Below are 16459 nucleotides of genomic sequence, written 5' to 3'. Positions count from 1 at the left end.
TTTTCTTTTGTTTTTCTTGGTATAACGAAAATTTATAACACACCCCATCTTATTTCGAATCTTATGATCATTCCATGGCAAGAGAAAGAAAAAAGAGCAAACGTTTCCGTCTTCCGTCTCTCCCTGTAGGAGTAAAAGCGAGTTTATATTTATTTTTAGCTTGTTTTTCAGGACTAAGTCTATGGAGTTTTCATCGAGACCAACCCTGTACACAGAATTGGATTGGTTTATTGGGCTGGTTATTTAGCTCTTTTCTTCTTTACTGTTTCGGAGCCACAGCGCTTTTTGTCCCTCCGTATTTTCTTTGGTTATTTTTTCTCCATATTAAAAAGACTCCTCGGAATAGGTTTCGTTGTAAAGCTTTAGCCTTTCTTGCTCTTCCTTTTTGTTCTGCGATTCTTTTATCGATGTTTTCGCCCGTCCAAATGCTTCCTGCATTACTCGATACCCGTTTGCCCAAGTTTATTTTAGGAGCAAACTCATCTGTAGCCTATTTAGGGGGCATACCTTTTTATGTTCTGTATACTGGGCAATCTTTTTGTTTAAAGCATTTGATTGGGGCCGTGGGAACTGCTTTGATTTTTTCTTCGCTTATTTTGCTCTCATTGTTCTATTTATTTGGTGGAATAACTATTTTAAAAAAAAAAACTCTTTTAAATTTTTTCAAAAAGCAATTCTATACCTGGTCACAGGTCTTGTGTAAAAAATTAAAAAAACTCATGAACAAGCAGATATATTTCCCTAAACCCTCTATGAAGGTTGGTGATCACAACACGTCTCCTTTAGAAAAAAAATCGTTATCTATTTCTCCACTGCTGGAACCTTTAAACTTGGAGGAATCTTTTTTTGAGTCTCCTAAACAAGATAGTTCCCCTTCTAGAGATGGAAGAGCTTTCCTGACGCCACATCCTTATCAACGCTTGTTGTCAAAATGTATAAAACAGCAAAATTCAAAGTCTAAAGAAGCAAGAAATATTTCTTTACTTCAGACTGTAACTTTTAGGGAAAAGTCGGAAATGAAAAGTACATTACCGACATTCAAAAAGTGGCCGACTAATGAAGCAGAGTTGCCACAGTACCATTTATTAAGTAAGAATCGGGAGAGGCAGCCTGAGACACTTCAAGTAGAGCTTCGGAAAAAAGCAGCAGTCTTAAAGCAAACTCTTATGAGTTTTGGAATAGAAGCGGATATAGGAAATGTGTGTTCTGGACCTACGTTAGCTGCCTTTGAGGTTCTTCCTCATACTGGAGTGAAGGTACAAAAAATCAAATCACTAGAAAATGACATTGCTTTAAAATTACAAGCTTCAAGTATTCGTATTATTGCTCCTATCCCAGGTAAAGCGGCGGTGGGTATTGAGATTCCAACACCGTTTCCTGAGACAGTAAATTTTCGAGATTTATTAGAGGATTATCAGAAGCAAAGTAGAAAACTACAAATTCCTTTGCTTCTTGGGAAAAAAGCTAATGGAGATAATCTGTGGGTAGACTTAGCAAAGATGCCCCATTTGATTATTGCTGGAACTACGGGATCAGGGAAATCTGTTTGTATTAATACAATTGTCATGTCAATTATTATGACAACTTTGCCTTCGGAAATTAAACTTGTTATTGTAGATCCGAAAAAAGTCGAGTTGACAGGGTATTCACAGCTATCTCACATGCTTTCTCCCGTAATTACAGAATCACGCGGAGCATATAATGCTTTAGTATGGTTGGTTAAAGAGATGGAGTCTCGGTATGAGATTTTGAGATATCTTGGGTTACGTAATATTCAATCTTTTAATTCTCGAATTCGTAATGTGGCGACAGAGTCTTCCTATGATAAGGAAATTCCTGAAAAGATGCCCTTTATGGTAGGTATTGTTGACGAGTTATCGGATTTACTTCTTTCTTCGTCTCAAGATATTGAAACTCCCATTATTCGTTTAGCTCAAATGGCTCGCGCTGTAGGGATCCATCTTATTCTTGCGACTCAAAGGCCGTCACGTGAGGTAATTACCGGGTTAATCAAAGCGAATTTTCCTTCACGCGTTGCATTTAAAGTAGCGAATAAAATCAATAGTCAGATTATTATTGATGAGCCTGGGGCTGAAAATCTCATGGGAAATGGGGATATGCTTGTTGTCTTCCCTTCTGTTTTTGGAGCCATACGTGCTCAAGGTGCCTATATTTGCGATGAAGATATTAATAAAGTTATTAAAGACTTGTGTTCACGTTTTCCCACGAAATATACCATTCCTACCTTTGATACTTTTGACGATCTTAGCCATGCGGATATAGGAGAAAAAGATCCTCTTTTTTCTCAAGCAAAAACACTGATTTTACAAACTGGGAATGCTTCGACAACATTCTTACAAAGAAAATTGAAAATTGGTTATGCTCGAGCTGCGAGTTTGATAGACCAACTTGAAGAAGCAAGAATTATCGGACCATCAGAAGGTGCGAAACCTCGTCAAATATTAATACAGCAGCCTCCACAAGAAGGATGATTTATGCAAGGTTTTTTCCCTTTGGCCTCTGGCTCTAAGGGAAACTGTGCCTATTTAGGAACAGAGTCCTGTAAAATTCTTATAGACTTAGGTGTAAGTAAACAATTAGTGACTCGGGAATTACTTTCCATGAATGTTCATCCTGAGGAAATCCAAGCGATTTTCGTTTCTCATGAACATGCCGATCATATTTCTGGGATTAAGAGTTTTATTAAAGCTTATAATACGCCAGTAATTTGTAATTTAGAAACTGCGCGTGTTTTATGTCAGTTATTAGAAATGCATCCTGATTTTAAAATTTTTTCTACAGGTTCTATGTTTTTCTTTCATGACTTAAAAGTACAGACATTTAATGTTCCCCATGATGCTATAGATCCCGTGGGTTTTATTTTTATTTATCGTGACGAGAAATTGGGTTTTTGCACAGATCTTGGTTGGGTAACTGCATTAACTGTTCATGAGTTGTATAATTGTAATTATTTATTAATAGAATCTAATCATGATCCAGAACTTATTCGCCAATCCCAACGTCCTGAGGTTTATAAAAAACGAGTTTTGAGTAAGTTGGGTCACATTTCTAATTATGAGTGTGGGAAATTGCTACAAAAAGTGCTGACTCCTAATCTTAAAAAATTATATCTTGCCCATCTTTCTAGTGAATGTAATACTCCCGAATTAGCGTTAACTACTGTTTCCCAAGCTATAGAATCTATCACTTCAATTCGACCTACCATTGTGAATCCTAATACTATAACGGATCCTGTATATTTTTCTATGTTAGTGGAAGTATGACGACAAGAGCAACTACAAATTCTTTTAAGTTCTTATACCTTTCTTTAAGTGGTGCATGGAACGACAGTAAGTCTTATTCTATATCTAGAGCTAGCGATCTTCTTCATTTTCAATTCTTTCCTTCTTTAGTTTTTGCTGACTGGCAGGTAGAGAAAAGTATACGTCGGATTTGTCACAAAGCAGAAAAACGACAATTAATTTCTCCGTTAGCGAAGTGGTTAGGGCAGCTACATAAGCAACATTTACTTCTACCTCCCTCTCCTCCAATTACTGTGTGTTGGATTAACTCGTATATAGGGTATGGAGTTTTTGCTCGTAGAGATATTCCTTCATGGACCTATATTGGGGAGTATACAGGAACTTTACGTCGACGCCAAGCCATTTGGATGGATGAAAATGATTATTGTTTTCGCTATCCTCTGCCGTTATTGACATTACGATATTTTACGATTGATAGTGGGACTCAAGGAAATTTTACTCGGTTTATCAATCACAGTGATAAACCCAATGCCGAAGCTTTGGGAATTTTTTATGATGGATTATTTCATGTTATTATTCGAACAATAGAGCGGATTCATGCGGGTCAAGAGATTTGTTATCACTACGGCCCGCTGTATTGGAAGCACAGGAAAAAACGTATGGAGTTTATTCCAGAAGAGAATTAAATTTTAACTTTGTTGATATGTTCCCATCAACTCGGCTTCTGCTATCACATGCCCCTCCATGACTTCATGTAACTGATTACGTGTGACATTTTGTTCTTCAGGAAGAATGGTATCCAAAGCGTAGAGGATAAAAAAATAACGATGTTGTTTATCTGGTGGGCAAGGACCTTGGTAACCAATTTTACCGGAGGTATTTAAACCTTGCACAGCGAAAATGTCTGCTCCCTCCGCTAAGTTTGAGATGCTGGTGGAGAGGTTATAGACAACCCAATGAATCCATAAGCCATCGCTACGTATTTCTTTCGGTACATCGGGATCTTCAACGATCAAAGCTAGGCTTTGTGCTTGAGGAGGGATGTCTAAAAAGGTAAGCGGGGGAGAAATTTCTATTCCTTGACATGTGTATTTTTTAGGAATCGGGTGACCAAAAGTAAAAGCTGGTGACAGTAGTTGCATAATTTATCTCCATTAAATGTCGAGATTACGTAAAGGATCAGGCATGCGATCTTTCTGCTGCTTGAGTAAAACAATCTCTGGGTTTGTTGATACCACATCTTTAAACAAAGCGATTAAGGCTATACAGTTGAGGATGACCATACCAGCAAAGCCCGTATCAGACAAAGCCCAAATAAGACGCATATCCATGATGCCTCCTAGAGGAATAATCATAACATAGAAAACCTTCAACCATAGATTGGCACGTTTTCCTGGGATCATATATTCTAGACTTTTTTCTGCACAAGCAAACCATGTCAATACTGTTGTATAACCGAAGAGAGCCATAGCTAGAATAACGACAATCCCTCCTATAGAGCCCAGGCTATTTTTAAAGGCATTCATAACCATGAGAGTGCCTGAAGCTCCTGAGCTATAAGCCCCTGACACAATGAGTACAAGCATTGTCATCGAGCAAACAATCATAACAATGATGGGTGGAACAAGAGTAACAAGTCCATCCACAACAGGGTTTTTACTTTTAGTATTGGCTTGCAATATGGATACCATACCGCTACCGCAATCTGTTGCCATAACTGCACGATTTACGCCAGAGGCGACTACTTGCGTAAGCGTATAACCGCTGAGTCCTGCTATTGTAGCTTTAACACCAAGTGCTGAAGCACAGATTAATTTTATGGCAGGTAGGATGAGTGCTCCATATTTGAAGAGGATAATAAAACAGGAGGCACAATAAAATCCTGCAATGAATGGAATGACTCGGGCTGAGAATTTGAGAATTCGGTTGTTTCCACCAGCTAATACAGGAATGATAGTCAAAGCAAATAAAGCCCCAACACACAATCTTGTTATATTAGTGTCTGCGCAGAGAGGAACAATGCAGCTCACTTGGACACAGTTCCCTCCGGAGAAGGCTGTTAAGATTGTGAATAGCCCGAACAAAACAGCGAGGATTTTACTACGCACGCCGTAGGCAAGGCAAGCAATAGGGCCTCCGACAAATTCCCCTGTATTGCCCTGGGGTTGACGATATTTGACACCTAGATAGGAACCGGCATACTGTACAATTGCACCGAGTAAAGCTGCAAGCCACACCCAGACAAGTGCCCCAGGACCTCCACAGGCGATGGCAATAGCCATACCGGCGATATTTCCTGTACCGAAGTTCCCTGCTAGAATTCCTGCTACAGCTTCGTAACAAGATACTTTCCCTTCTTCTGTGGAAGAAGCCTCCTGTTTATTTTTAATCATTAAATTGAAGCCGAGCTTTAACCCGTGAAATTGCAGTCCTCGTAATTTCCATGTTAAGAGTCCACCCAAAACTAAAATTATTGGGAAAACACAAAATGATGAGCAAAATTTATTAAAATATTCTAGAAAATATAGCATTGTCTCTCCTATTGCTGTGAATTGAAAACATCAAATGGAAGATCGAAGTAGAATAACTAAACGAGCTTCCTTCCCACCTATTTTAGGGGAAAGGAAGCTCGGCCGCAGACGACTATGAAGGTTGTGAAGTCACAATATCTACTAGCTCAGGCCACCTTTCCCCCTGTACAATAGAGGAAACGGTTCCAGAGTTTAGTCCCAAGGTGGACGCAAATGCGGAGATATCTTCTTCCGTAATCACATCCTGTGATACTGCTTGCGAAAAAACTTCACTTAACTGCGTAAGGAACATATTCCAAACCCAATCTCGACCTTGCATTTTTTTGATGCCTTCGATCAAATCAGGATTCTCAGCAAGAATTTGCATTAAAGCTAGGGGATGAACTTCTCGAATACGGTATAAAGCGTTTTTAATTTCGCTTTGAGATAAGGCTAAAGATAGGGAAGATTTTTCTGCAGCAGAAGAAACGACAAAGGAAATATCCTTTTTATCTTGATCCGAAACTTGATCTGAGTACGCCTTAAAGTTTGCTGGCATTTCTTTCATATCCTTCTTACTGTAACCACGTCGAGCAAAGAGCCTACGTGAATGACGAGAAGATCTTTTCAAAAGATAGGGGTTTTTACGCTTTTCCGAAAGCATAGCAGACTCTTGATTTATGTTCTCTGAGTTTTTTAGGGTCTGGTCATGAAATCTATGAATTTTGGGGCAGCAACTGCTTAGGCCCATTAATAATAAAGATCCCACGAAAATAGATTTGTAAATAAACTTTTTCATCTCTTTTTGTTAAAATTAAAAATAAATTTATAACATTATACCATATTTTCAATTAAAAACTCTTGAATTATTCCTAATATTTCAAATCTTAACTCGGGGTGATTCTCTGAGAGGAACTTTTAGGATTAAGAGGAGAACACCCTTGTGTTTCTCAAGTTGATTTGATATTGCCTATTTTGTTATCAAGTTAGGTTTTTAGTTAAGCTCTTTAAAAATAAAGATATTAACACAATTACTCGATAATCAAGAGGCCCTTATGTTAAAATTTCTTAAAACCAAAAGCTTAGCTTTCTTTATAGTTCTTTTTTGGGGGGTATCTTCTACAGTTTATCCTGCTGCGCCTAGAACATCTGACCAGAAAAATATCCAGGGAAAGACTAAAATCGGATCCGAACTTTGGATAGAGCAGAAATTACGCCAATATCCTGAGCTTCTTTGGCTTGCGGAACCTCTACATTCTGACATTTCAAGTTCTCTTCCTATGAGGATGAGTTACGCTGAAAGTTTTTTTAACAAAAAAATTCCAGTCCTAGACATTGCTATTCGTAGCCTGATTCATCTTCATCTTTTAATATGTGGTTCTCGTCAATCTTACATGCAACTTCTACAAATGCTGCCTTCTGAAGAAGGAGGGCTCACTTTTAAACAATTTCAGACTGCGCATAAACAACTTGTTTTCTTTTTAAATTTTCCCAAGGGTTTTGACAATACGTTAAAGATTTTAGAGACTGCTATTGTTTTAAAGTCTATCGGTCGTTCAGCTAAAGCTTCCACTATATTCAAGCCTTATTTCACTGATCATTGTCCTCAGACTTTTTATACCAAGGCCCTTCAAGTATTGCGCACTTTCCCTGAGTTATGCCCTTCGTATACGAGGTTATCTCCGGAACAAAAAGAAGTGTTTTTATCTCTACGTCTTCTAGGAAATTATGACGCTTTGCTTAGCTTAACAGAGATTCCCAGTCCACAATTCTTAAGTGTGGGCAGAACAAGACGTAATCTTATGATCCTGGATATGTATCTCTATTGTATGGATAGATTTGGAGAAAAGTATTGCTCACAAGATTTCTATTTTAATTTTGTTCCTTTACTTTCTATGCTTCAACAGCACACTACAATAGAAGAAGTTTTTTCTCGTTATTTTACCTATCGAGCCAATCGCTTAGGGCTTGACGGGAAATCTCGGGAGGAAATGACATTAGTTCGTTTAGCTACTTTGATGCATTTGGCTCCTATAGAAGTAGAAGCACTAGCTTGGAGTTTTCAGAATTTATCTACGGAAGATGCAGAAAAATTGGTGAACAGTTTTTATACAATGCAGGGAGAACATATTCCTTTAGTAATTCATGGTCTTCCTAATTTAATTACAGGACTTTCTCTTGCGAATCACAATGCTGCTGCAACTCCAGAAAGTCGTTTACGTCAAGTTTATGCAACTATGTTATCATTATTAGTAAAAAGTTTAGTCATGCATAAAGAAATGACCCAGAAACAACTTCTTCCTCAAGGTGTTGTTCTTGATTTTTCAGAGACTTTAAACTCTTCTGGAGGTTTAGACATGTCCTCTGAGAATGTAGCTATACGTGTGCATTTAAATGGTGCTGTTAGCGTTACATTGTAAAATGTAGAGAGAAGTTGATTACGACTAAAGTTGAGCGAATAGCGTAGCCATTTCTATGGCTGTTGTCATTCCTGAGATGCCTAAATGTGTCCCTTTAATTCCTGCGCGTTCCCAAGCGATTTCTGAAGAAGGTGCAGTAATTATAGAAAATGTTATGGGCAAGCAAAATTCTAAAGTCAGTGTAGTGATTCCTGCAGAAACCTGACTGGCGATATAGTCGTAATGTGTTGTGATCCCTTCAATAAGTACGCCACAGGCAACAATTGCGTTAAATTTCCTTCCTGAGAGGAGAAGTTTTTTTATTGTACAGGGAATTTCGAAAGCTCCTGGGACGCGAATTATGGTTAATGAATCTAGATTTCCTCCAAATTTTAAAAAAGTCTCCTGAGCTCCAGAAACCAAAGCATCTGCAATAGCTAAATTAAAACAAGATCCGACAACAGCTACACACAGATCTTTTGCTGACAAATGTCCTGTAAACGTATCCATGAATTTCTCCTAAGGACTTTTTAATTTAACAGCATAGGCATGAGGAAGATCTAACCAGTGTCCCATGCGATCTTGTTTTGTCCGTAAATATTGCTCATTGTCTTTGGAGACTTTTACAGGGAGAGCTACTCTTTCTGTAATTTGCAATCCAAAGCCTTGAAGGCCAAAATATTTCCGGGGATTATGAGTAATTAATCTTATGGTTGTCAAGCCAAGATCTACGAGAATTTGAGCGCCTATGCCGTATTCCCTTGAGTCTATGGGAAAGCCCATTTCTAAATTAGCATCTACAGTATCGTAGCCGTTATCTTGAAGGTCATAAGCTCGTACTTTGTGCCCTAAACCTATGCCACGACCTTCTTGTCCTCGTAAATAGATAATGACTCCTTGTTCTTCTTCGGCAATATATTGCATTGCTGAGTTTAGCTGTTCACCACAATCACATCGTTTTGAGCGCAGAACATCTCCCGTAATACATTCCGAATGTACACGCACAAGTATATTTTCTTTTCCATTAACCTTACCTTTTACCAAGGCCAAATGTTGGATATCATCCAACATTGACTCGTATACATATACCACAAAGTCTCCGTACATTGTAGGGAGTCGTGCTGAAGAAATTTTAGTTACTAAGCGCTCTGAGAGCATCCGGTAGGCAATCAAATCTGTAACTGAAATTACAGAAATTCCATGTCTTTCAGCAAATTTTAAAATTTGCGGTAAGCGCATCATAGAGTAATCTTCATTCACTAGTTCTGCGAGTACACCGCAAAGCTCAAGTCCTGCTAACCGCAAGAGATCGATGGTAGATTCTGTATGGCCTGCGCGTTTTAGCACACCTCCTGGGGAGCTTGCCAGTGGGAAGAAATGGCCCGGACGAATGAAATCTCCAGGTTGACTCGTAGGATCTGTAAGGAGTTGGACAACTTTAGTTCTATCTGCAGCAGAAACTCCCGTTGTTACTCCATGAGCAGCATCTACAGATACAGTAAATGGGGTGTTAAAACGACAACGATTGTCCTTGACCATAGGGGGGATATTTAGACGAAGTAACCTCTCTTGTTCCAAAGCAGCGCAAACAATTCCTGTAGTGTGTTGAAGAAGAAATGTCATTTTTTCAACAGTAATTGTCTCTCCAGCTAAAATGAGATCTCCCTCATCTTCTCTAGAAGCTTCGTCTACAATAATAACAAACTTTCCTTCTTTAATGTCTTCTACAGCTTGTTCTATTGAAACAAAACTTGACATTAGAGCATGTTTCTGAGTCTCTATCACTCGGCTCCCTCTTTATAAATAGACGTATATCTTAGGCATGCTACTCTAAAAATCCTTTCCCTTCAATTTCTTATGCGTTCTCTGAAACAGGAGAGAGTTCCCACAATATTTTTAAAGAATTTCCTAAAAATTGAGCACTCTGAGGTAGTAACGTTCTTGCCGAGTCTAATGCCCAGTTTAGGTCTGCAAAAAGAGGTTTATTTTGATTTCCAAGAATCTTAGGGCCTAAATAGAGCACGAGAGCATGTGCAAGTCCTTCTTTTAAAAAAGCAGTATGTAATGTTGCTCCCCCTTCGACAAGAACTTGTAAAATTTTTTTCGCAGCAAGGTAGTCATTCACCTGGTGCAAATCCACACCTAAATGTGTTGGCTGAGTAATTAAAATTTCAATTCCTAAAGATTCTATAATTTTTATATGTTCATCAGGGCAGCGCGTTGTGGTTACGTATAAAGTAGGTGCCTCGTTATTAAAGATACTTGCTTGGGGGGAGACTTTCCCTAGGGTGTCTAAAACTACGCGCAAAGGTTGACGAGAATAAAGCTCTCCAGAAGATAATCGTGCTGTGAGTTTAGGATTATCGCTAAGGGCTGTGCCGGAACCTATAATAATGGCTTGGGACTCTGCGCGTAGTTTTCCTACATCCTGACGAGCCTCTGGACAGGTAATCCATTGAGATCTGTTATAACGATCTGCGACCTGTCCATCTATGCTAGCAGCACTTTTAAGCAATATCCAAGGAGTCGAATAAGTACGTTGATGCAAATAAGATTTGAGAGATATAAAAGCCTCTTCTTTTACCAAGCCCACATGTACAAGAATTCCTGCTTTTTTCAAAATTTCTATACCTTTGCCTGCAACTCTAGCATCAGGATCTACCAAAGCAATGAACACTTTAGCAATTTTATGTTGTATGAGTAAATGCACACAGGGAGGGCGAGTGCCGTAATGAGAGCAGGGTTCTAGAGATACGTATACTTCAGATCCTTCGACGCTTTCCAAAGCATTCCGTATAGCAACTTCTTCAGCGTGGGGGCCTCCAGCATAGGCATGAAAACCCTCGCCGATAATTTTTCCATATTTTACGATAACACAGCCTACCCAAGGGTTAGGAGGAGCTGTAATTTTCCCTTGCGCACCTAGAGTTATAGCACGCCGCATAAAAAATAGTTGTTGCTCAGAGACATCTTCCATATACTTACTACTTTTGTAAAACCTTGATCATAGTGAGATAAGGATGTTAGATATAAAAATAATACGCAAGACCCCTAAAGAATGCGAAATGCGTCTTCGTAAAAAAGATCCAAACATTTCTTTACAGCCCATCCTTATAATGGATAAGAAAGTACGTCAATTAAAAACACATTCTGAGACTTTACAAGCTCAGAGACATGCACTATCTCAGTCTATCTATAAAGCAAAAACCGCAGGTTTGGATCTAGAAGTACAGCAACTTGTTGCTCAAGTTGAGGCGATTACAAAGGATCTTACTCTTCTTGAGAAACAACTTACCGAGAAAGACTCTCAGCTTCAGGATATGCTTGCCCATCTTCCTAATTATCCTAATGATGATGCCCCTGTGTCTCCGGATAAATCTGGTAATGTAGTTATAAAAAGCGTGGGGACTCTTCCGACTTTTTCCTTCACTCCCAAGCATCATGTAGACCTCAATAAAAGGTTAAATATTCTAGACTTTAAGGTGGCAGCAAAAACTACAGGATCAGGATGGCCTGCCTATAAGAATTCTGGGGTGTTATTAGAATGGGCATTGCTTACCTACATGCTTCAAAAGCAAATGGCTCATGGTTTTCATCTGTGGCTTCCTCCTTTATTAGTGAAAAAAGAAATATTATTTGCTTCTGGACAAATTCCGAAATTTGATGGGCAATATTACCGTGTTGAAGATGGGGAACAATATTTATATCTGATTCCTACTGCAGAGGTAGTTCTCAACGGTTTTCACAGTCAAGAAATTTTGAATGAGCAAGAGCTTCCCCTTTACTATGCAGCATGTACTCCTTGTTTCCGTAGAGAAGCTGGAGCTGCAGGTGCTCATGAACGAGGCCTTGTACGTGTTCATCAATTCCATAAGGTAGAAATGTTTGCCTTTACAACGCCAGAACAAGATGATATTGCTTATGCAAAAATGTTAAACGTTGTTGAGGAAATGCTTACGGAATTAAGGCTCCCCTATCGCCTTTCTTTACTCTCTACAGGAGACATGTCTTTTTCTGCGTCCAAAACTATGGATGCTGAAGTTTGGCTCCCGGGGCAACAGGCATTTTATGAAGTTTCTTCGATTTCCCAATGTACAGATTTTCAATCCCGACGATCTAGAACACGATATAAAGATAGTCAAGGGAAACATCATTTTCTTCATACCCTGAATGGCTCAGGACTAGCGACTCCTCGTCTCCTTGTGGCTATTTTAGAAAACAATCAACAACAAGATAGTTCTGTGGTCATTCCTGAAGTGTTACGTCCTTATATGGGAGGACTTGAGGTCCTTTTCCCTGAAACTTCTTAAGGCTTACAGTTATATAAAAATCCTCTAAAAATATGAAAACAATGTTGGGTTAATGCTAAGTTAATTTATGAATACAAATTCTAACCATTTTAAATCTCTTACTCCAGGTGATCATGTAAAAGTAATTAAAGATAAACATAGTATCTGTAAGGGGGAGCCTCATACTACAGCGAAAGGTTTTTTTTACCATTTAGCCAGCAATGCTGTAGCAACAGGTGTTTTTCTTTTTTTCATTCGCACTCTATTTTTCCTCATTCCCACGAATTACATGACTCAAGTCAAAATGCTGGTATCTTTAGGTCTAGGCTGGATATTTTATCATGGCTGTCTTACAGCTAGGAAGGCTTGGGCCTATATGGAACTCTCCCATCGTTCTATGCTTCAAGAAAAGGAAGAAATTGAAAATCATTTAGACCAAGAAAAAGCAGAACTCCGTGTGATCTTTACCCATCAGGGATTTAAAGATTCTCTACTTGAAGAAATGATAGACTATGTTAGTTCTGACACGACGTTGTTATTAGATACCATGATTCGTAACGAACTTGGTATTCACAAGGAAGATTTCCCTCATCCTCTTGTTCAGGGAGGCACCTGTATGCTGGGAGGTTTTCTTGGTTTTATCCTTTTTTTACCTTTGGTAATTTGTGTTAGCTATACTTTGTCGGGTATACTCACTGCCATTGTTATTATTATACTTTCCATTATTAAAGCAAAAATTTTAGAAAATGATTCAATTACTGAATTCGTTTGGATGCTAGGCATTTTCCTCACCGCAATAAGTATTGTCTGTTCTTTAATAAAATTTTTATAGGTAGCCCAGTGTTTTCTCGCTTATTCTCAACCCCTTTTTCTCCTGAAGTTTTAAATACTTTTTTTGAATCAGGGATGACAGAAGATACGAGTCCTATGTTGTCACAACAAAATCGCAAACTCAGCCATAATCTTACTTTAAAGGCTTCTTATGTATCTTTAGGGACTTATGTAATAGCGTTATTGAGCTATTGGTGTGGAGCTCCTAATCTCTCTAATCTTTTTGTGATTTTTACATTCTTTCTTGCTGGGACACCTGCATTGATTAAATCTTTAGACGACATTCGCCATAAAATGGTGAATATTGACATTTTAATGACTTCAGCAGCTTTAGGATCGATTTTTATTGGTGGAGCTTTAGAAGGATCTTTGCTTCTTGTTCTATTTGCAATTTCTGAAGCTTTAGGCCAAATGGTCTCTGGGAAAGCAAAAAGCACCTTAGCCTCTTTAAAACGACTTGCACCTACAATTGGTTGGATTGTCTTGGACAATGGAAATCTCCAAAAAATTCCTGTGAGTAAGATTCAGGTTGGGGATATCATTCGCATAAAAAGTGGTGAAGTCGTCCCCTTAGATGGGGAAATTGTCCATGGTTCTTCTTCTGTAAATCTCATGCATCTCACGGGGGAAAAAGTCCCCAAGTCCTGTCAGTTAGGCTCTATAATCCCTGCAGGTGCTTACAATTTGGAGGGAAGTTTTGACCTTCGGATATTACGAACAGGAGCGGATTCTACGATTACGCATATTATAAATTTGGTGATTCAAGCGCAAAATTCCAAACCCCATTTGCAACAACGGTTCGATAAGTATGCTTCCATTTACGTACTTACTATTTTTGGGATTGCAGCTGCCATTGCGATTTTAGTTCCTCTATTTTCTTCTATTCCTTTCTTAGGGCCTGACAGTGCTTTTTATCGTGCATTAGCTTTTCTGATTGCTGCTTCTCCATGTGCTCTAATTATTGCTATTCCTATTGCGTATTTAAGTGCAGTCAATGCGTGTGCTAAACACGGGATTCTCCTTAAAGGTGGGGTAGTTTTAGATCGTTTAGTTTCCTGTAATGCTGTAGTTATGGATAAAACAGGGACACTCACTACAGGAAATCTTACTTGTATACGTTATGATTTCTTTGGTCCCGAAAATCCGGATCTTCTCCCCTCAATATTAGCTTTAGAACAGTCTTCATCCCATCCTATTGCCAAAGCTATTGTGGACTATTTAACAAAGCAAAGTATACCTTCGCGTCCTGCGGATCGTTATCTTATGGTTCCAGGTAAGGGGGTGCAGGGATTTTTTCAAAATAAAGAAGCTTTTGTAGGGAAAACAGAGGTTGCTTTAAAGGCGCTTTCTCCTGAGTATGTTGAAGAACTTAAAAAACGAATTCATAAAGCTAAACAGGTTGGGGAAATTTGTTCTTTAGCATATCTCGGCTCTTCCTGTGTTTTATTTTATTTTAAGGATACGCCGCGTCCTCATGCCACTGAAATCATTCAGGATCTTAAAAATCTAGGATATCCTGTCTGTATGCTCACTGGGGATCACAAAATTAGCGCAGAAAATACAGCACGTTCTTTAGGAATTTCGGAAGTTTTTTCTGACCTTTCTCCCGATGACAAATTAAAGAAAATACGCGAGCTTGCTAAAGAACGCCATATCCTGATGGTTGGTGATGGAATCAATGATGCACCTGCTTTAGCACAAGCTACTGTAGGAATTGCTATGGGGGAGGCAGGAAGTGCTACTGCTATAGAAGCTGCTGATGTTGTCCTTCTACACGATGCTTTGACTGCATTACCTTGGATTATTCAAAAAGCAAAGCAAACAAGAAAGATTGTTTCTCAGAACCTTGTTTTAGCTTTATCTGTGATTCTTTTAGTTTCCTGGCCGGCATCTTTAGGAATTATTCCTTTATGGCTAGCCGTTATTCTTCATGAAGGTAGTACGATTATTGTTGGGTTAAATGCTCTCCGTCTTCTGAAATAGATAGATTGGTCAGTATTTAGCAAAGCGACGACTGTAGATACTTTGCAGAATTCCTAGCGAAGCCATGGTTGAGATAACCGAAGATCCTCCGTATGAGATGAGGACTAATGGCACTCCTGTAATGGGGAGCAAGCCACACATCATACTAATATTGATCATCACATGCATGGATAAGTATACAGTGATACCTCCAGCGAGTAATTTGCCAAAGCCATCAACAGCAACAGCAACGGTCTGACAACCAAAACAGATAAGAAAGTAAAAAAGTAAAAGAGTAATAAAGAGACCTACCAAACCAAATTCCTCTCCTAAAGCAGAAAATACAGAATCTGTATATCCGTAAGGTAGCCAACCACGGCCTGCAAATTCTCCTGATTTCCATCCACGTCCTTTTACTCCTCCAAGTCCTATAGCAATTAAAGAAGCACGTTGGTGATGGTTCGAGGGATTGAGCCGTTCATATTGATATTCTTTGACAACCTTAAGTGCATAGGGCTTAATTTTCTCATGAGAGACCACTCCTGAGAAAATCAATAAAGAACCTACAATTCCTATACCTGTAAGAATTGCACAACATTTTACTAGGAAAGGATGAACATTAGCGAGATAAAAGATCGTCAATGTTACAGGACATAAAACTAAAGCTGTCCCTAAATCTGGTTCTTTTAAAATTAAAAAAAAAGGAAGAGCAACGATAACACAAGCAATAAAGGCGGTAGTTTTAGAAGCAATGTCGACTTTACGAGCATCTAAGATATAACTGAGCATGATTACAACAATAAGTTTGCTATATTCTGAAGGCTGTACGCTCAGGTGAATGAAGGGAATACGATACCATCTGTGTACGTTTTGTACCGTGGGGACGAAAAAAAGGCCTATAAGAGCGAGAATTGTGAAAATATAGAGTAGCCATATCCATGTTCTTAGTTTATGATAATCTAGACACATGCAAGCAAAAAACACAAGCCACCCCAAGAAAAAATGTCTGAGTTGCATAATACTTTTACTTGTCAACAGTCCTTTAGAAGAAGTGACTAACATTGTTGAAGGATCCATAGAGGAAATGACAATAATACTGAATATCATCAATAGGACGATAACAATAAAAACCCAAAAATTCACATAGCGAAAATATTTGCTGTTCCCCATAGGCACTTTCTTACGTAGGAATCCCTTATAGAATT

14 protein-coding genes are annotated in these 16459 nt (G+C 38.7%); 7 read left to right on the top strand and 7 right to left on the bottom strand.

The features are described 5' to 3' along the window. The first annotated feature begins 74 nt into the window (after positions 1-74). From Cs308_RS02425 to Cs308_RS02415, 3 genes are read left to right on the top strand one after another with little or no spacing between them, the layout of a single operon-like run. Positions 75-2492: an FtsK/SpoIIIE family DNA translocase gene (locus tag Cs308_RS02425; RefSeq protein WP_066482186.1), complete on the top strand. Its 2418-nt coding sequence runs from the start codon at positions 75-77 to the stop codon at positions 2490-2492. A gap of 3 nt (positions 2493-2495) precedes the next feature. Further along, the gene (locus Cs308_RS02420; RefSeq protein ID WP_066482185.1) at positions 2496-3284 is read left to right on the top strand and encodes an MBL fold metallo-hydrolase; all 789 of its coding nucleotides are present in this window, start codon (positions 2496-2498) and stop codon (positions 3282-3284) included. Then, a complete protein-coding gene (locus Cs308_RS02415) occupies positions 3281-3949 on the top strand; it encodes an SET domain-containing protein (RefSeq protein WP_066482184.1) in 669 nt (222 codons plus the stop codon). Before Cs308_RS02420 ends, Cs308_RS02415 begins: the two co-directional genes overlap by 4 nt. 3 nt (positions 3950-3952) lie before the next feature. Here Cs308_RS02415 and Cs308_RS02410 read toward each other — a convergent pair whose 3' ends face one another. The 3 genes from Cs308_RS02410 to Cs308_RS02400 all read right to left on the bottom strand — a co-directional run bounded on the left by Cs308_RS02410 (position 3953) and on the right by Cs308_RS02400 (position 6572). Next, positions 3953-4405 (bottom strand): YbhB/YbcL family Raf kinase inhibitor-like protein, encoded by a 453-nt coding sequence (locus Cs308_RS02410; protein ID WP_066482178.1) that lies wholly within the window; start codon positions 4403-4405, stop codon positions 3953-3955. 12 nt (positions 4406-4417) lie between these two features. Next, on the bottom strand, positions 4418-5794 hold the full coding sequence (locus tag Cs308_RS02405; protein ID WP_066482176.1) for an alanine/glycine:cation symporter family protein: 1377 nt from the start codon (positions 5792-5794) through the stop codon (positions 4418-4420). Between the two features lie 112 nt (positions 5795-5906). Beyond that, positions 5907-6572, bottom strand: a complete 666-nt coding sequence (locus Cs308_RS02400) for a DUF8085 domain-containing protein (RefSeq protein WP_066482174.1) — start codon at positions 6570-6572, stop codon at positions 5907-5909. 256 nt (positions 6573-6828) lie between these two features. On the opposite strand from Cs308_RS02400, the gene Cs308_RS02395 reads away from it, so the two are divergent. Beyond that, positions 6829-8193, top strand: coding sequence for a hypothetical protein (locus tag Cs308_RS02395; protein WP_066482169.1), 1365 nt, complete (start codon positions 6829-6831; stop codon positions 8191-8193). 24 nt (positions 8194-8217) lie between these two features. Here the strand turns inward: Cs308_RS02395 and ribH are convergent, their stop codons facing one another. The 3 genes from ribH to ribD form a co-directional block, all read right to left on the bottom strand. After that, entirely contained in the window at positions 8218-8682 is a 465-nt protein-coding gene (gene ribH, locus Cs308_RS02390; RefSeq protein ID WP_066482165.1) for a 6,7-dimethyl-8-ribityllumazine synthase, read from the bottom strand. A gap of 9 nt (positions 8683-8691) precedes the next feature. Further along, entirely contained in the window at positions 8692-9930 is a 1239-nt protein-coding gene (locus tag Cs308_RS02385; RefSeq protein ID WP_197481298.1) for a bifunctional 3,4-dihydroxy-2-butanone-4-phosphate synthase/GTP cyclohydrolase II, read from the bottom strand. A gap of 97 nt (positions 9931-10027) precedes the next feature. Beyond that, complete coding sequence (ribD, locus tag Cs308_RS02380) at positions 10028-11149, bottom strand: bifunctional diaminohydroxyphosphoribosylaminopyrimidine deaminase/5-amino-6-(5-phosphoribosylamino)uracil reductase RibD (protein ID WP_066482161.1); 1122 nt, start codon at positions 11147-11149, stop codon at positions 10028-10030. Positions 11150-11192: 43 nt separating this feature from the next. Here ribD and serS point away from each other — a divergent pair, with 43 nt between their 5' ends. The 3 genes from serS (at position 11193) to Cs308_RS02365 (ending at position 15275) form a co-directional block, all read left to right on the top strand. Beyond that, positions 11193-12482 carry a serine--tRNA ligase gene (serS, locus tag Cs308_RS02375; RefSeq protein WP_066482160.1) on the top strand — a complete coding sequence of 430 codons (1290 nt, stop codon included), beginning with the start codon at positions 11193-11195 and terminating at the stop codon, positions 12480-12482. Between the two features lie 67 nt (positions 12483-12549). Further along, positions 12550-13293, top strand: a complete 744-nt coding sequence (locus tag Cs308_RS02370; protein WP_066482158.1) for a VIT1/CCC1 transporter family protein — start codon at positions 12550-12552, stop codon at positions 13291-13293. A gap of 8 nt (positions 13294-13301) precedes the next feature. Further along, positions 13302-15275 carry a cation-translocating P-type ATPase gene (locus Cs308_RS02365; RefSeq protein ID WP_066482157.1) on the top strand — a complete coding sequence of 658 codons (1974 nt, stop codon included), beginning with the start codon at positions 13302-13304 and terminating at the stop codon, positions 15273-15275. Positions 15276-15284: 9 nt separating this feature from the next. On the opposite strand, the gene Cs308_RS02360 is transcribed toward Cs308_RS02365, so the two are convergent. Continuing rightward, a complete protein-coding gene (locus Cs308_RS02360) occupies positions 15285-16424 on the bottom strand; it encodes an FtsW/RodA/SpoVE family cell cycle protein (protein ID WP_066482153.1) in 1140 nt (379 codons plus the stop codon). Positions 16425-16459: the final 35 nt, after the last annotated feature.

It is taken from the genome of Candidatus Chlamydia sanziniae (assembly GCF_001653975.1).
Classification (GTDB): Bacteria; Chlamydiota; Chlamydiia; order Chlamydiales; family Chlamydiaceae; genus Chlamydia; species Chlamydia sanziniae.
Note: the sequence above shows the minus strand (reverse complement) of the source record. Positions and strands in the feature narration are given on the sequence as shown.